9 protein-coding genes are annotated in these 18,911 nt (G+C 42.9%); 6 read left to right on the top strand and 3 right to left on the bottom strand.

The features are described 5' to 3' along the window. Positions 1–24: 24 nt before the first annotated feature. The 3 genes from B4G94_RS08935 to B4G94_RS08925 form a co-directional block, all read right to left on the bottom strand. Positions 25–882: a transketolase gene (locus tag B4G94_RS08935; protein WP_349681861.1), complete on the bottom strand. Its 858-nt coding sequence runs from the start codon at positions 880–882 to the stop codon at positions 25–27. Between the two features lie 7 nt (positions 883–889). Further along, the gene (fsa, locus tag B4G94_RS08930) at positions 890–1,558 is read right to left on the bottom strand and encodes a fructose-6-phosphate aldolase (protein WP_108633883.1); all 669 of its coding nucleotides are present in this window, start codon (positions 1,556–1,558) and stop codon (positions 890–892) included. Between the two features lie 188 nt (positions 1,559–1,746). Then, complete coding sequence (locus B4G94_RS08925; RefSeq protein ID WP_286858365.1) at positions 1,747–5,823, bottom strand: hybrid sensor histidine kinase/response regulator transcription factor; 4,077 nt, start codon at positions 5,821–5,823, stop codon at positions 1,747–1,749. Positions 5,824–6,261: 438 nt separating this feature from the next. Here B4G94_RS08925 and B4G94_RS08920 point away from each other — a divergent pair, with 438 nt between their 5' ends. The 6 genes from B4G94_RS08920 to B4G94_RS08895 are packed head-to-tail and all read left to right on the top strand — an operon-like array spanning position 6,262 to position 18,801. Then, positions 6,262–9,444, top strand: a complete 3,183-nt coding sequence (locus B4G94_RS08920; protein ID WP_286858364.1) for a SusC/RagA family TonB-linked outer membrane protein — start codon at positions 6,262–6,264, stop codon at positions 9,442–9,444. A 14-nt stretch (positions 9,445–9,458) separates the two neighbouring features. After that, positions 9,459–11,357, top strand: a complete 1,899-nt coding sequence (locus B4G94_RS08915; protein ID WP_286858363.1) for a RagB/SusD family nutrient uptake outer membrane protein — start codon at positions 9,459–9,461, stop codon at positions 11,355–11,357. Positions 11,358–11,385: 28 nt separating this feature from the next. Then, complete coding sequence (locus B4G94_RS08910) at positions 11,386–14,265, top strand: SusC/RagA family TonB-linked outer membrane protein (protein WP_286858361.1); 2,880 nt, start codon at positions 11,386–11,388, stop codon at positions 14,263–14,265. Positions 14,266–14,289: 24 nt separating this feature from the next. Then, the gene (locus B4G94_RS08905; RefSeq protein ID WP_286858359.1) at positions 14,290–16,050 is read left to right on the top strand and encodes a RagB/SusD family nutrient uptake outer membrane protein; all 1,761 of its coding nucleotides are present in this window, start codon (positions 14,290–14,292) and stop codon (positions 16,048–16,050) included. A gap of 16 nt (positions 16,051–16,066) precedes the next feature. Further along, complete coding sequence (locus B4G94_RS08900) at positions 16,067–17,092, top strand: DUF5627 domain-containing protein (protein WP_286858357.1); 1,026 nt, start codon at positions 16,067–16,069, stop codon at positions 17,090–17,092. Positions 17,093–17,115: 23 nt separating this feature from the next. Continuing rightward, a complete protein-coding gene (locus B4G94_RS08895) occupies positions 17,116–18,801 on the top strand; it encodes an endo-1,4-beta-xylanase (protein ID WP_286858355.1) in 1,686 nt (561 codons plus the stop codon). The last annotated feature ends 110 nt before the right edge of the window (positions 18,802–18,911 follow it).

Genomic DNA, 18,911 nt, shown 5'->3' with positions numbered 1-18,911 from the left:
TCAATTTGGAAATTTTATGATTTCTTAGGCAATATAGTCTCCCAAAGTTTCTGCATTCTGATTTAACGCGGATGTCAATTGCTCGTCATTTGGGGCTACACCATGCCATTTGTGCGACCCCATCATAAAGTCGACACCATTCCCCATTTCGGTGTGCAACAATACCATCACGGGAACTCGTTTTGCGGTAGAATCCTGAGCCTTTCTCAGACCAGCGATAACGGAACCGATATCGTTTCCGCGTCTAACCTCTATGACCTTCCAACCAAATGCCATCCATTTCCCCGGTAAATCGCCTAATGAAAGTACATCGTTGGTGGCGCCATCGATCTGAGCTCCATTATAATCCACAATAGCAATCAGATTGTCCATTTTATTATGAGCCGCGTACATGGCCGCTTCCCAGATTTGCCCCTCTTGCAGCTCGCCATCTCCCATAAGCACATATACCAACCGATTGTCTTTATTTAACTTTTTTGCTTGAGCAGCACCGATCGCTACCGAAAGACCTTGCCCTAGTGAGCCCGATGCAACACGTATGCCCGGCAATCCTTCATGGGTTGTTGGATGCCCCTGCAAGCGTGAATTGAGCTTTCTAAATGTTGCGAGCTCACCTATGGGAAAATACCCAGCGCGCGCCAGCACACTGTAAAACACGGGCGATATATGTCCGTTGGAAAGAAAAAATAGATCCTCTCCAACGCCATTGGGGTCAAATTGTTCCTTTCGCTGCATCAATTCGAAATATAAGCAGACCAGCAATTCTGTACAGCCCAATGACCCACCGGGATGTCCAGATTGACATGCATGAACCATACGGACGATATCTCTTCGAACCTGTTGAACAATAGCCTCTAAATTGTGTATACTTTTTTTAATCATTACCATCTCAATTATTACTTTGTGCAGCAACGCGTTTATGATCAGCTAAAAATTGAGCAAGCCCACTTTCGGTCAGCGGATGTTTCAATAAAGAAAATATGGACTGTAGTGGCGCAGTTATTACATCTGCTCCGATTTTGGCACAACCTAAGATGTGGGCACTATGACGTACTGAAGCGGCCAAAATCTGCGTTGGAAAAGCATAATTATCATAGATCGTGCGTATTTCACGAATCAGCGCCAATCCATCAACAGATATGTCATCAAGCCTTCCGACAAAAGGCGATACATAAGTCGCGCCAGCCTTCGCGGCCAAAAGTGCCTGTCCAGCAGAAAAGACCAAGGTACAATTCGTTTTAATCTGATGTGTACTAAAATATTTGATTGCTTTAATACCATCCTCAGTCATCGGTACCTTAACAACAATTTTGCTATCTAAGCCCGTCAATAGTAAACCCTCCTCAATCATGGAGCTATAATCGGTTGAAATTACTTCCGCACTCACATCTCCATCGACAATCGCACAGATTGCTTTGTAATGCGCATTAATATTTTCCGTTCCTGTGACTCCCTCTTTGGCCATCAATGAAGGATTGGTGGTTACACCATCCAATACGCCTAAATTTTGAGCCAAACGAATCTCACTGAGATTTGCTGTATCGATAAAAAACTTCATATTTTTTTTTGATTAGTTTAGTACTCGCCGGATCCCCAGCGATTGGTTATAAGGCAAAACTATAATTTTCAATAGGACAGCATTGCAACAAATAAAAAAAAGAAGGGTAAAAATGTATAAAACAGATCACCCTTCCGAAAAATAGTAGCTAAAACTACCTTTTTAAACAACACTTATTATAGCCCGCACTACACTGAAATACTTTTTTGGGCCTGAATATATTCACTAGGTGTCATCTGATATTTTGCTTTGAATACCTTTGTAAAATAATTTGGATTTGCGAACCCCGTTTCGTAGGCTATCTCAGAGATAGACTTATCACTTTTTTCCAATAAGCTAGCAGCCTTTTCCAATTTGACAGACCGGATGAAATCTACAGGTGACATTCCTGTAAGTTCCAGCAATTTATTGTACAAAGAAGCTCTACTCATCGAGGTATGCGCACTTAATGCTTCGACCGATAATTGTGGGTTATCAATATTATCGTGCACATAGTTCAACACTTTCTGTAAAAATTTGTCCTTTTCGGATACAACGGTCAATTCAGGAGCTACGATAGATACCTGCTTGCTATAAACTTCCTTAAACGCCTGATTCAAATGAAGTAAACTATTGATTTTTGCTACCAATACATGCATATCAAAAGGTTTGGTCAGGTAGCCCACAGCACCAGATTCCAATCCGCAAACAAGTCCATTATCCACTTGGGAAGCGGTCAGTAATACGACGGGGATGTGCTTGGTCCGTTTATCCTGCGCAAGCTTCTGTGAAAATTCCATACCATTGAGGTATGGCATCTGTACATCGCTCACGACAAGATCGGGATGATGAAAAAGTGCCTTTTGCCAACCATCTTTTCCATTAGTTGCCTCGATGGTCTGATAGTATTCTTTTAAGGATTCCTTAAGATAATACCTAAAATCTTCGTCGTCTTCTATAATAAGGACAAGTGGGGTCTGCCTAGGCTCCAACGATTGATCGGAAGTTATTATTTCCTGTTCAGGCAACATATCATGATCTGATTCCGCCGGATCCAACCACAGATCAAATTTAAAAACACTGCCCCTTTCCGGTTGGCTAGCGACTGAAATCTCGCCATTATACATCTCAACAAATGACTGTGCAATCGACAATCCGATGCCAGAACCTTGGCTAGCAACCTTACCATCGTTGTCGTATTGGAAAAAGCTTTCGAATATGGATTTTTGCAATTGTTCGGGAATTCCAACTCCCGTATCCCTTACTTCAAAGCGCACATGTAGCTTCTTGTCCATCATGCTGACGGATGTTATACTCACCGCTATATCCCCATCTTTTTTTGTGAATTTAAAGGCATTATAGATTAGATTAAATAGAATACGCTCGATTTTATTACGGTCGAAACGGCAATATAATTTTTCCTGGCAAGGTAAAAAAGAATAGTCGATCCCCTTTTGCAAGGCCATATCCTGAAATGACCGATAGACTTCCTTCACAAATGAAACCAATTCGCCATCTTCATCCTGCAACTTCAATTCATGGTATTCCATCTTCCTAAAGTCAAGCAATTGGTTGACCAAATTTAACAGCCTTCGTGCGTTGCGCCTGATTAAATTCAACTGATCTCCCAATTTACTATCTTTATTTTTTGCTACTAAGGTATCAATAGGTCCCATAATCAATGAAATTGGCGTACGGAATTCATGGCTTAAATTTGTTAAGAACCGGATTTTCATCGCATCCAATTGATGCTTCGTTTCCGCATCCCTTTTTTGTTGCTCGATAAACTGCTTAGCTTGGATACGTTCCTGCTCCAGTGCAAATTTTTGTTTTAACTTTTGGATCCCGCGATGTCTGATCCAGAACAATCCTCCAGCAACTGCAATGACGTAAAATATATAAGCATAGATCGTTCGCCAAAATGGAGGAGCAACACGTATGATAATAGATTTGATTTCCTTGTCCCAAATTCCATCATTATTACTCGCACGTACCTGAAAGGTGTAATCTCCGGGATCTAAATTTGTATAATAAGCACTATTCTCTTTTCCGTTCCTAATCCAGTCTTTATCAAAACCGACAAGCCGATACTCATATTGGTTATCTTCTGGCACCGTAAGATTTAATGCTGCAAAAGAAATTGAGAAATTTTGTTTATACTTTAAATGAATACGATCCGCTGTCAACAAGGACTGCTGTATCGGTCCTTTCTCTGCCGGTTGAATGATAACATTGTCAATTTTTAGGTCGGTCAGAACTACTTTAGCAGGATTACCATTTGTTTTTAGGTGTGCCGGATTAAAATGATTGAAACCTTTCTGTCCTCCAAAATATATTTCCCCATCGCCAGTTTTTAGAGATGCGCCTAGCATAAAAGCCCCCTCCTGTAATCCTACCGCTGTCGAATAGTTCTTAAATTTGTCTTCCGATGGAGAATAGCAGCTCAACCCCTTATTGGTTGAAAACCAGATCCGTCCTTTATCGTCCTCCACAATACTTTGTATGGCACCATTAGCCAGACCATCTTTCTCAGAAAGGGTCTCAAATTGTTTTGTTCCTTTTCGAAGAATTCCTACTCCATTGCCATTGGTTCCAACCCATAAATTTCCATTTTTATCACTATGAATGGCCAGTATATAATTGCTAGGTAGTTTATTGTTTGCTTTATCAAAAACCATAGTACCTTTCGTCCGGGGATTATACCTGACGAGCCCCGAACCATAAGTACCTATCCACATCGTCTTTGTGTGATCCTCTTCTAGAGCCCGTATAAAATTTCCTGGCAGCTGGATCCCATCTACTCCCGCCTCATTCCGTCTATATTTCTTTACAATACCAGTCCCTTTTTGGATAATATTAATACCACCACCATTGGTTCCTACCCAAATATTTCCTTGAAAATCAGTTTTTAAACAAAATATATCGTTGTTATTTAAATTGTCCTCCTTATTTCCCGCAACATATCTTTTTAAATTTCCCGTAAGGAGATCATAACAAAGTAACCCTTGCTGATAAGTGCCAATCCAAAGTTGCTCAGCCTTTCTCTCCAAGGCCAAAACGGTTAGATCCGAAGGCAGGTTGGTAGATAAGTTAACCGAAGACAATTTATCTGCCTCCTTATCGTATTGCCAGACACCACCACCATCAACGCCCAGAAAAATCTTATTTTGATAAGCAGCAAAAGAAGTTACTATGGCAGGATCACCTGTCATTCCTTCTAAGAAGTCCAAACTTTTTAACCTAAATTGACTTAAATTCGTGTCGTACTTATTCAGCCCACCTTGAAAAGTACCGATCCAGTAAATACCACTGTTATCTGCAAAAATAGATCGTATAGACTTATGTGACAAGCTATGTACATTACTTGGATCGGGTTTAAAAGTCCGAATGGTTAAATCCCCGGTGTTGAGCACATCGAGTCCATTATCGGTTCCAACCCATAGACATTGCTGATGGTTAAAGCATAAAGAATAAATTCGCGGACTACTCAGGTTTCCTTTACCCTGCCTTGCTATAAACTTATTGAAATATGCCTCACCGCTATTGAGGTATTTAAGTCCAAGCATTGAACCTATCCAGATCCGGCCTTTATCATCCTCTACGATAGAAGTCACTTCTATTCCATTTCCATAGCCCTCCTGTTCGGACAGCACTTCAAAACGTTTTATTGTCTTTAAGTCATTTGAAATTCGAAAAACGTTCTTCTCCGAAGAAACCCACATGTTGTTTTGCCTGTCGCGAAATACGCAACTCGTCACTTTACCGGCAAAAGTCTCAATGATATGTCTATATTTGGGGTCTGTTTTTTTGTGCAGATCGTTGACATCGAGAATATCTAGCGCGCCATAGGAAGCGATCCAAATATTTCCATCAGCATCTTTATCAATTGCATTAATTGCTGTACTGAGCCATTTGCCATCCGGAGTAAGATTATATGAACGAATACGGTCAGTTTCCCGGTCGTAGTAGCTTAGTCCTCCCCCATTTGTGCCAATCCATATCCGCCCCTTTTTATCTTCGCAAAGTGCCGAAATATGATTTGCCATCAAACTATTCTCTTGGTTGGCATCATAACGATAGACATTGTAATGGCGGCCATCAAATCGATTAAGTCCATCTTCCGTTCCCAGCCAAAGAAAGCCGTAGCTATCTCGATAAATGCTATAAATCGTATTGGAGGAAAGCCCATCTTTCGAGGAGTAACGTTGGAACGTGACAGGCTCATTTTGCCCGTAAGAAAAAAACGTCAACATCGTCCAGGTTAATATCAGTGAAATCCGTATCATATATTCAGGTGTAATCTTCGCTATTTAAAACAGCACTGTGAACAGCCAACTAATTTATTAAATTAATCCTGACCAAACCAATATCGACATAATTTATACCCTATATTCGGCGGTATTTGACATTCTTATCCTTCATTTAAACATTCTTGCTATCATTACAGCCACGCATTGGCTAGTTTTGGTTTACAATTATAAACTGCTTTGAAAGGCATCTCCATTCGTGGAGGAACTACATCTTAATCGTGCAACCGGTTGCGATGTTTTTACGATCAAAAATTTAACCAATTATTATTGCAAAACATGACAACACTAGATGATCCATGACTGGCGATTCATTTAACCAAAATGAACAAAGGGAATACAGGTACAATCGTATCTAGCCAATTAAAGAAAATTTAACCAAGAATTCTTAAACCTATTTATTAATCCACAAATGCTATGATGATTACATTTCCAATCACATTAGTAAGGCATTGGAAAAAGCTATGGGGTATAGCTAGGCCATTCACCTTACTGCTGTTCCTAATCTGTTTTGGACAGTCAACGCTACATGCTCAGGCCAAAAGGCAAATAAAAGGCAGCGTCGTTGATAGCAACCACAAGCGAATAAGCGGTGCTTCGATCAAAATAAAGGGTACATCTTTGGCTACGGCCAGTGATGAAAACGGAAGTTTCACCCTTCAAGTACCTGAAGATAAAAGTTTACTGACCATTTCCAAACTAGGCTATAATCAGGTCGAGGTTGATGTTGCTCAGAAAATTACGATAGAAGTCCAATTAACCGACAAATCTATTGAAATAGAAGAAACCATCGTTGTAGGGTACGGCCGTCAGAAAAAAGAGACTGTCGTAGGTGCGATTGCCCAGACTTCAGGAAAAATTCTGGAGCGTGCAGGTGGCGTCTCCAGTGTGGGCGCAGCCTTAACAGGCAATGTTCCTGGGGTAATCACGACAGCCAGTACGGGCATGCCCGGAGAAGAAGACCCTCGTATTGTCATCCGGGGTCGTAGTACATGGAATAATACGGATCCATTAGTCATGGTCGATGGGGTCGAGAGACCACTATCGGCGGTCGATATCAGTTCCATTGAAACCATATCGGTGCTCAAAGATGCATCAGCAACAGCTGTATATGGTGTGAGAGGAGCCAATGGTGTTATTCTCATCACCACCAAACGTGGTAAAGAAGGCCACATGTTGATACGTGGTACTGTTAATAATGTCGTTAAGACCGTTTCACAGCTCCCAGGTAAAATGGATTCCTACGACGCTCTCATGCTTCGCAATAGAGTGATTGAGTATGAGTTGGGTATAAACCCCGCAAGTTGGGCTGATTATTCGCCACAAGATATTATCAATAAATACCGTTTCCCGGCCGACCAAACCGAACGTGAGCGTTATGTTAATACCGACTGGGCAAAAGAACTCTTTAGAAGCCAAGCATTTTCACAAAACAGCAGTATCAATATTGCCGGCGGAACACCATTTGTCAAATACTTTGCCAATGCAGATTATCTGTATGAAGGAGATCTATTTCGTCAGTTTGAAAACGCCAGAGGCTATAAAGCCGGTTACGGGTTTAATCGTCTCAATGTGCGTTCGAATTTGGATTTCCAACTTACGCCAACAACCAAATTCTCAACAAATCTCGCGGGTTCACGTGGTGTCCGAAAAAGCCCATTTGGTGGTGGCAACGATTATTCCTATTGGATTGCAGCCTACACCGTAGCACCGGATGTTATCTATCCACGTTATTCAGATGGCACCTGGGGGTTCAATGCACCAAACCCAAATGCTGGAATAAACTCGGCCCGTGTACTGGCCATCAGTGGAACCGAGTACATTACCACGAGCCGCATTACAACAGATTTTACACTCGAGCAAGACCTCAAATTTTTGACAAAAGGTCTTAATCTGCGCGGGACAATCTCGCTGGATAATACATTTGTTGAAGGCAGACGTGGTATCAATGACGCCAACAATAACACCCAAAGCAAGTGGATAGACCCCAAAACAGGACTTCCAACCTACCAAATTCCTTTCGATGGAACCAATAGATTCGATTTTGCCGAAGGCATTGATTGGACGACAGAAGCTGGAACAGTAAACAACGCACTCACGTACAGGAGATTATTTTATCAATTGCAATTAAATTATGCAACTACTATTGCCAAAGACCATAATATTTCGGCGATGGGATTGGTCAACCGCAATCAATATGGAAGAGGTAGCACAATCCCCTCCTATCGGGAAGACTGGGTATTCCGTACAACGTATAATTACAAGAATAAGTATATGCTCGAATATAACGGTGCCTATACGGGGTCAGAGAAATTCGCACCCGAAAACAGATTTGCCTTTTTTAATTCAGGAGGTATTGGCTGGTTAGTTTCGGAAGAAAGTTTTATGAAACCTCTTTCACTTGTCAATATGTTAAAACTACGTGCTTCCTACGGTGATATTGGCGACGATAGCGGTGGCGGGCAATTTCTTTATTTAACACAATGGGCCTACGGAGGTACTTCAGGGATGGGTGTTGATGGGCGGTTTTCCTACTCCGATGGAAATACCAGCCCATACGTCTGGTATAAAGAAAATGTGCTTGGAAACCCAAATATCCGCTGGGAAAAAGTTAAAAAGTTAAATTTCGGTGTGGATTTTGGCCTATTCAACGGACAGATTTCTGGAAAGGTAGACTTCTTTAAGGATCATAGGACGAATGTGCTTATTACCGGCGGTGGAAGATCTATTCCATCATATTTTGGCGTAGAGGCCCCAACGGCCAACCTCGGAGAGGTAGAAAATAAAGGTTATGAGGTCGAACTGAAGTTCAATAAGCAACTCAATACCAATTGGAGAATATGGGCAGATATCAATTTTACCCATGCCAAAGATAAAGTCATCAATGCCGATGCTCCTGAATTGTTGCCCGAATATCAGAAACCAGACAAAAAACAGGTGAATCAGACCTATTCATATGTTAGCTCCGGATATTACAATACTTGGGATGAACTTTATGGCAGCACCATGCATGAAAGCAATGACCTTGCTAAGCTGCCCGGCAATTATCATATACTGGATTATAACGGTGATGGTATTATCGATACCAAGGACAATATTCCTTATGCCTTTCCCTCTGTTCCACAAAACACATACAATTGTACGATTGGATTCGACTGGAAAAATTTCAGTGTCATGACCCAGTGGTATGCGGTCAATAATGTCACCCGCCAAGTTGTGTTTAATAGCTTTTCAGGTCAGCTTAACTTGGCCTATGAAGAAGGTTCGTATTGGTCAAAAGACAACAGCAATGCCGATGTACCACTACCACGTTGGCTATCTCAATCAAGTAGTTATGCCTCTGGTAACAGATATATGTTTGATGGTTCATACATCCGATTGAAAACCGCTGAAATTGCCTACAATTTTAATCGCGAATCCAGCATGATCAAACGCCTGGGTCTTCAAAATCTTCGCCTTTTCTTAAATGGCAACAACTTGGTTTTCTGGTCCAAAATGCCCGATGACCGAGAATCCAATTATGCGGGCACAGGTTGGGCTTCCCAAGGAGCTTATCCTACGGTAAAGCGATTTAATCTAGGTGCAAACATTACATTTTAAAGCAATTTAGACAGATGAAAAAGTATTTCAAGGTAATCTTAATAACTAGCATGGTCTGGTCGTCTACATCCCTACTGTCATGCAATAAATATCTCGACAAAGAGGAGCAATCCAATATATCACCCAAAGAAGCATTTAAAAACTTTGTTAATTTCCAAGGGTATACCGAAGAGCTGTACAACTGCGTGGTCAATTTCAGCAACAACTACTGGACTAATTCCTGGAACTGGGGTGAGGATGAAATAACCTCCACAGCGAACAATTTTCATTTCGTAAACAAAATAGACCAAGGTAATTTCTGGGGTTGGCAACGAGAATCGGACGGCTGGGGTGCGGGCTGGATGGATCAAGGAGATTTCACCACCAACAACAATGACGTATTTGCCAACCGTGCCTTTCGTGATCTTTGGAGCGCCTCCTGGTTTGGTCTGCGGAAAATAAGCCTTGGCTTAGAGAATATCGACAAACTGACCGAAGCAACACAGGAAGAAAAGGACCTGATAAAGGGCCAATTATTATTTTTCCGGGGTTGGTTTCACCACCGACTGATGGAATATTTTGGTGGTATGCCTTATATTAATTATGTACTGCCTAGCGACGAAAAGCTTCGGTTACCAAGACTGAGCTATCAGGCTTGCGCTGATTTAGCGGCCGCTGATTTTAGGGAAGCAGCCAACTTGCTACCAATCGACTGGGACAATACGACCGCTGGGAAGCGTACACTGGGGAAAAACCAGTTGCGCATCAATAAAATCATGGCGCTAGCCTATCTTGGCAAAAACTACCTTTGGGCTGGAAGTCCGTTGATGAATTTACAATCCACGGGGAGTAAAACCTATCATGCTGATTATTGCAAAAAAGCGGCTCAAGCTTTTGGCGAATTGCTATCCCTTGTCGAGAGTGGACAGACGAACTATGCCCTTGTTCCCATGGCCAATATCCATTTAAATTTTTACACAACGGGACAAAACTGGGCCATGCCTGGTAGCACAGAAGCTATTTTTAGAGGGCCTTATATTGATGCATGGGTATCTAACTGGGGAACAAGCAAGCAATATATTCCCCTGGAAGTTGGTGATGGCGACCTCAAGTTTAACCCAACAGCGAATTATGTAGATTACTATGGCATGAAAAACGGCCTGCCGATCAAGGACATTACCCAGTCCGATGCGGAGTCGGGATACAATGCCGAATATCCCTGGAAAGATCGTGATCCACGTTTTTACAAGGATATTATTTTTGATGGCACAAAAGTGATTCAGGGAAATATGTCGGCATCAGAAGAAAAAAACCGCTACGCTAATCTATTCACAGGCGGAAGCTATCGGGATATTCGTACAGGAAGTCAGACGGGCTACGTCTTACGCAAATTTATCCCTTTAACATCCAATAAATATGATCAAGCCTATAGTTACGGAACCAATCTTCATATTTACGTCCCTTACATGCGCCTTGCTGATGTCTATCTGATGTATGCCGAGTCCGCCATGATGGCTTCCAATTCGGCCACGGGCAAAGCCGACAATTACGGTAAAACAGCTGTCGATGCCATCAATATCGTACGCGACCGCGCCGGTGTGGGCCATGTAGACAGCAAATTTCTCAGCTCCGCAGCATCCCTGCTCCCCGAGCTACGTCGCGAACGTGCTGTGGAACTTGCCTTCGAAGGGCACCGTTTTAACGATTTACGGCGTTGGCTTTTATTAACTGAGGCTCCATATACGCAAAAAAAATCAGTTTCATTTGACCGGAGCGGAACATTTAACACGATAGATCCTTCCAAAAACCGTGTTGTCAATCTCAAAGAAAATATGCTCTTGGAACGCAAATTTACAAGCAAGCACTATTGGTTGCCCCTAAAAGTCAGAGATGTCAACATGTATCACGAGTTCTATCAGAACCCAGGTTGGTAACAAGTTTTTCATTTAATCATTCAAAAAAATGAAGTACAAAAAATTAAGAATAGCACTATGTCTTGGATTGAGCTGGATGGCTATTGCTGAAAGTATAGCCAAAGAATCCTTTCATCCAACCATTGGACAATATAAAAATATAACCCCAATATTATCGGTTGGCAGTCTTCAGGACAGTATCGGCACAGATAGTGCCACACTTGTACAAGTTGCTTTCCAGAAAGTTCAGAAAAAAGATCTCATGGGCAATGTCCAATCCATCAACATCCCGCAATTGCTCGACAAGAGCTACAACACCTTCAGTTTGGAAAATCTCGATGCCTTTATTCCCGGTTATAACGGTAATATCTGGGGGATGAGTGGCTACCTGGTCTTAGTGGATGGTTTTCCGCGCGACGCCAATAACGTTATGCCGACCGAGATCGATCAAATCAGTGTACTGAAAGGAGTCAATGCCATCGCACTCTATGGGAGTCGGGCGGCAAAAGGTGTCATCAGTATTAACACCAAACGCGGAGAGGCTGGCGGTCAGCAGATAAAAATCAGGGCCAATAGCGGTATCAATACGGCAATCAGTTATCCAGAATACCTAGGCTCTGCCGAATATATGACGCTATACAACGAGGCCCGGCAAAATGACGGTCTCTCGGCACTCTACAGCGCCGAAACCATCTACCAGCATGCAGCCGGAACAAATCCTTTCCGATACCCAAATGTCGATTACTATTCTTCGGACTATATCAAAGACCATTATAATCGCTACGATGCCACGGCCGAAATCTCAGGAGGAAATCAGCGGGCACAATATTATACCAACTTTGGTTTTTGGTCCGAAGGATCTATGCTCAACTTTGGACAGGCGAAGAAAAATGGTGGTGCCAATAGATTTAATATGCGTGGCAACATCGACGTCAAAGTCAGCGACCTCATCTCATTAAATGTAGATGCAGCAGCCAGTTTTTATATTTCCAAGGGCGTTAACGCTGATTATTGGGGGGCTGCCGCTACGATGCGTCCCCATCGCTTCTCTCCGCTTATTCCGATTGACATGATTGAAGACGGTGATACCAACTCGATGATCTATGTCAATAACAGTAGTTTTCTCATTGATGGCAAATACCTGCTGGGGGGAAGTCAGCTGGACCAGACCAATGCCTTTGCGAATGTTTACGTCGGTGGTACCACGCGTCTTCTCAACCGGCAGTTTCAATTTAATACAGGTTTAAATTTTGATTTGAAAAATATCCTTGAAGGCCTGGTTTTCAAGACCAACCTCGCAGTAGATTACCTTTCCAATTACAGTCAATCCTATAACAACAATTATGCGGTCTATCAGGCTTCTTGGAACAACTATAACGGCAATGATCTAATTAGCAACTTAACAAAATATGGCGATGACCGTATATCTGGTGTACAAAATATTAGCGGTAGTAACTATCGACAAACCATTGGTTTTAATGGATCCTTAAACTTTAACCGCATATATGATAATAAGCATCACCTGTCAGCAATTCTCTTGGCCAATGCTTACCAAATTGGAGCATCTGGCAGCTATCACAAAACCAGTAATGCCAATTTGGGGCTTCAGTTAGGCTATAATTATTTGGGTAAATATTATGTTGACTTTAGCAGCGCTTATAGCCATTCTGCGAAATTACCGAAAGGAAACAGACAGGCCCTCTCCCCTACATTGGCTGTTGCCTGGCGTCTTTCAAAAGAAAATTTTATGGCAAACAGCAAAGTTGTCAACGACCTCAGATTATCTGCTTCAGCAGGTATCTTGAATACCGACTTGGACATTAGCGATTATTTCCTGTATCAAGGCTATTATACCTACAACAATGGGGCCTGGTATAGTTGGGCGGATGGCGCATTAGTACACTCTTTTGATCGGCGCAGGGGCGACAATCCAAATATGAAATTCCCAAAACGCAAGGAATTCAACATCAACCTTGAAGGCGGGTTATACAACAACCTGATCACCTTCAATACCTCCTACTTTTTCAATCGTATGACTGGCGGTTTGGTACAAGCGACAACACAATATCCGATGTACTTTATGACAGGCTGGCCTGTTTACTCGGATCTTCCCTATATCAATTATAGCAGTGACGAGCGAAAAGGTGTTGATTTTGGCATTAACTTGAACAAACAGATCGACAAAACTTTTGTATCGCTAGGCTTCAATGGGATGTATTATTCAACCAAGGCAGTACAACGGGACGAACTCTATCAGTTTGCCTATCAAAATAGGGCAGGAAAACCGCTGGATGCGATATGGGGTTTACAGCATGATGGTTTTTATAGGAGCCAATCCGATATTGACAATTCAGCCTTGTCTTCATTTGGTGAAGTAAAACCCGGTGATATCAAGTATAAAGACCAAAATGGGGACGGCACCATTGATACGCGCGACGAAGTCTATTTGGGCAAAGGCGGATGGGCCGGTGCGCCACTTACACTGGGCCTCAATCTAACGGTAAAATGGAACAATTTCACACTATTTGCTGCTGCAACTGGACAGTTCGGTGCCCAAGCCATGAAAAACAGCTCGTACTTTTGGGTAGATGCGGAGGACAAATATTCAGTGGTAGTACGTGACCGCTGGACAGAATCGACCAAGGAAACTGCGACCTATCCTCGCCTCACGACTTTCAATAGTGATAACAACTTTCGAAGTTCAGACTTTTGGCTTTATAAGACCGATCGAATCAACCTGTCTAAAGTGCAGCTATCCTACGATTTCCCCAAACGCATGCTCAATTCGAAATTTATTCATGAACTGGGGATTTATGCCAATGGAGCTAACTTATTGACCATCGCAAAGGAAAAAGAAATAATGCTGCTAAATATTGGGCAAGCACCACAGACACGATTTTTCAACGTCGGTCTCAAGGCCCTATTTTAATCATGAATATTTAAGGAGACAATTATGAAAAGAATATTAACCATAGCTATCCTAGCCAGCCTACTGTTTTCTTCCTGTGAAGATATGTTTGAGCCAGCGATAGAGAATAATCTCGAACTCGAGACAGCGAATAGCCGTCCTTTATATGCACAGGGACTGCTTCTGAACGGTTACAACCGGATTCCCAGCAATAGCTACAGCTTTGATGACGTCGCGACCGACAATGCGGTGAGCAACGATAAGAACAATAGTTATCTAAAATCGGCAACTGGACAGTGGACAAGCATAAACAACCCCTTCGATCAATGGCGCAACAGTTATGCAGCCATACAGTATCTAAACAACTTTCTGTCCTTAACGGATCAGGTCGAATGGGCCATGGAACCAAAAGTCAGCATCCTGTTCAACGACCGGATGAAGGGTGAAGCCTATGGCCTTCGTGCGCTGTTTATGTTCCATCTCCTACAGGCGCATGCCGGTAAGTCAAGCACAGGAGAAATACTGGGTGTACCAATTCATTTGACTCCCGAGACCGTCAATTCAGATTTCAATCAACCTCGGGCTTCATTTGAAGCCTGTATGCAACAGTTGTACGATGATATTAAAAAAGCGGAGGATTTATTGCCGATGGATTATGAAAATATCAGTAACGATAGCCAAGTTCCAGCTAAATATGCAGGTTCAATCAATTTCAATGACTATAATCGTGTATTTGGCTCCACTTTCAAGTTACGGATGACCAAACGTATCGCGCAGGCTATTCGTGCAAGAGCAGCGCTATTAGCAGCAAGTCCGGCCTATAGTGAGGGCAGTAAAACGACCTGGGAGCAAGCCGCTACCTATGCCGGTCAGGTCATCCAGGCAAAAGGTGGCCCAACTGGAATCGATCCTAAAGGGTTTACTTGGTACATCAAGGATGTAGTCGATGGCTTAACCTCCGGATCTAATCCTGCGGAGATTCTATGGCGTACCGATAAGGGAAATAGCAACAGCATGGAACAGGATCACTTTCCCCCTACGTTGTTTGGCAGAGGCCGGCTCAACCCAACGCAAAACCTGGTGGATGCCTTCCCCATGGAAAATGGTTATCCCATTGCAGATGCCAATTCGACCTACAATAAAGCCAACCCCTACGATAAACGGGATCCCCGGTTGAAGGCCTATATCATTGTCAATGGTGCGACGGCGGGTGTCAGCACTACAGCAATCAATACAACAGCCAATAGTCCGACAAATGACGGCTTGAACAAAGTCGAAACATCTACACGAACAGGCTATTATTTAAAAAAGCTCTTACGCCAGGATGTGAATTTAAATCCATCATCTTCTACCCAACAGATGCATTTCAATGCTCGTATACGGATGACCGAAATGTATCTGGCTTATGCCGAAGCGGCTAATGAAGCCTGGGGACCTACGGGTATGGGGACCTTTACGTTCTCGGCCTATGATATCATCAAAGCTATTCGCAGACGTGCAGGTGTAGGCACTAACAATGGAGATCCTTACCTGGAGCAGGTAAAAAATAATAAAGATGAAATGCGGCAGCTGATCCGAAACGAACGCCGACTTGAGCTTTGCTTCGAAGGATTTCGGTTTTGGGATCTGCGCCGCTGGAAAATGGATATTAATGTTGCCGCCACAGGAATAAGTATCACCAATAACAATTATACAGAAATTCCTGTAGAAAATAGGCTTTATGAAACTTATATGAATTACGGTCCAATCCCCTACAGTGAGGTACTCAAATACAGCAATCTTGCACAAAATATAGGCTGGAATTAAATTTAAAATACACACGATGAAAAAGATCAATTTCCTGTACGCGATGGCTTTAGTAAGCCTGGCGTCCTGCAAAAATAACGACTGGGAGTTCCCGGACTTCGAATTTCAATCAGTATACTTCGCCTATCAGACACCCGTCAGAACAGTGACTCTGGGCGAAGATATCTTTGACAACAGTCTCGACAACCAACATAAGGTAAAAGTCATGGCAACCACTGGCGGTGTGTACAACAACGGAAAAGACATCCGTATCGATTTTGTTGTTGACAATAGCCTTACAAATGGACTCAGCTACCCTAATGGGCAGCCGATCACGCCATTGCCGACCGATTACTATCAGCTCGCAGGCAACCAGATCAACATTCCGAGTGGTAGTCTTACGGGCGGCGTGGAGGTGCAGCTGACCGATGCTTTTTTTGCCGATCCCAAGTCGCTGGAAACATATTACGTCTTACCATTAAGGATGACAAAGATTGTCAATGCCGATTCCATACTATCCGGTAAAACTTCCTTACAGACCGCCAATAGGGCAATTGCATCCGACTGGGATGCCGTGCCAAAAGATTTTACCTTCTATGCCCTCAAATATATCAATCCTTGGCATGGCAATTACCTTCGTCGCGGCACCGATCAGATCGTTGGCAAAGGTGCTAACAGCAACTTGACTAAAAATGTAGTCAGGCACCAGGCTTATGTCGAAAAGGATGAAGTCAAAAACCTCACGACAGCGGCACTTAAGAGGTCGATCTTGCCCCTCGCTTTTAAGGGAGCAGATGATGTAGACATCAATGTCAATCTAAACTTAACCTTTGATGACGAAAACAATTGCAGCATTAGCTCCGCCAGTTCCGGGATTTCAGTTACGGGAACAGGAAAGTTTGTCAAACGGGGCGAAAAAAATAGCTGGGGAAATGCGGACAGAGATGCGCTTTATCTATCCTATGCTATTGAAATGAAAGAAATGAGTGTTACAAGCAAGGATACGCTGGTGATGCGGGACAGATCCGTCAAAATGGAAACTTTTACGCCAATCAAAAAGTAGTATCAAATCAATCATGAAAAACCATGAAAAAAATCAATAAAACTATCGTCATCCTACTTTCGCTCGGCACCGTCTGGAGTTCCTGTTCCAAATATCACGCTCCGGAATATACAGTCGATAAACCGGAAAAAATACTCGCACAAGAAGATATAAACGCCTACAATCCCCTAAAAAGTTATTTAGACAAACAGGCAAATCCAGGGTTTAAATTTGGCGTTGCACTCAACATGAATGACTATTTCAACAAAGGGGTACTGTACCGACTTGCAAACCGCAATTTTGAAGAAATGGTCATGGGCTATGAAATGAAGCATGGCTCCATTGTGCAAGCCGACGGAAGCCTGAATCTATCAGGTGTAGAACAGCTGATCACAGCCGCACAGGAAAACAACATGGCGTTATATGGGCATACGTTGTGCTGGCACTCGGGACAGAATGCCGCCTATCTGAATAAGTTAATCGCTCCTGTTGTTATACCAGGTTCGGGTGGCCCGGCACTAGCTGGTCATGCTTTAAAAATGAGCAACCCTTCTGTTGTCAATCCCTGGGAAGCACAGACAGCTTATGGCATTAATCCCACCGAGGAGGGTAAAGAGTATGTCTTGAAGATTGTTGCCCGGGGCACTAAAGCGGGCAACATAGGCATCGATTTGCAGACTAGCTCCAATTTTACCGGGGACAATATGGGTACCTTAGCATTAACGACAAGTTACAAAGAGTACGAACTCAAAGTTACTGCAACTGCTGACCGCGATCGTCTTATCATCAACTTCGGCCAATACGACGGCACTATTTTTATCGACAAGGTCGTGCTCACAAAAACAGGTAGTTCAGCCAATCTGATTGCTAACGGGGACTTTGAAAGCAATATTGATGGCTGGGGCGGCTGGGGAAATAACTCTACTAGAGCACAGTCTGCAGATGGTGAGGGTTATGGCAGTCCTGGAGGCTACATTATTGAAAAAACACCGGCAGAGAAAGAAACCATACTCACCAAAGCGCTGGAGACATTTATTGCTGGTATGCTGGAAAAAACCAAAGGTTATATCAAAGCCTGGGATGTCGTTAACGAACCGATGTCCGACTGGCCAGACCAATATGCCTTAAAGACCGGAATCGGAAAAACCGATCTGGCTGATGACGAATTCTACTGGCAGGATTACTTAGGGAAAGATTATGCCGTAAAAGCCTTCCAGCTTGCCCGCAAATATGGCAATGCCAACGATCTCCTATTCATCAATGATTATGGCTTAGAAGGCAGTGGCGACAAATGTAAGGGGCTAATCGCGTATGTCAGCTACATTGAAAGCAAAGGTGTTAAAGTAGATGGGATCGGCACCCAGATGCACATCGATATCCATACCAGCAAAGACAATATTGTCAGTATGTTCAATCTATTGGCCGCCACAGGTAAGATGATCAAAGTATCGGAGCTGGACATTGGCTTAGGAAATGGCATCAAGACTAGCAATGCCACGGCTGAAATGTATCAGAAACAAGCTGACATGTACAGATATGTCGTTGAGAAATATCTCGAAATCATTCCAAAGGATAAACAGTACGGTATTACTATATGGAGCCCATTGGATAGCCCCGATCAGGAGAGTTCATTCTGGCGTCGCGGAGAGCCGATTGGTTTATGGACCGAAGGATTTGTCCGAAAGCCCGCTTACCAGGCTGTTATTGAAGCTTTGATGCAAAAGAGATAGATCATAAACTACTAAAACGAAACACTTATTTTTTCCAAATCCCTTACATACATCCTTTTTCGCGGTAGGTAATACTTACCGCGAATACTTTTTTTAACAAAAACATTCAA

The organism is Sphingobacterium sp. UBA7625 (genome assembly GCF_002484085.1).
GTDB classification, from domain to species: Bacteria; Bacteroidota; Bacteroidia; order Sphingobacteriales; family Sphingobacteriaceae; genus Sphingobacterium; species Sphingobacterium athyrii.
The sequence above is the reverse complement of the archived record's forward strand: the minus strand, read 5'-3'. Positions and strand labels throughout refer to the sequence as shown.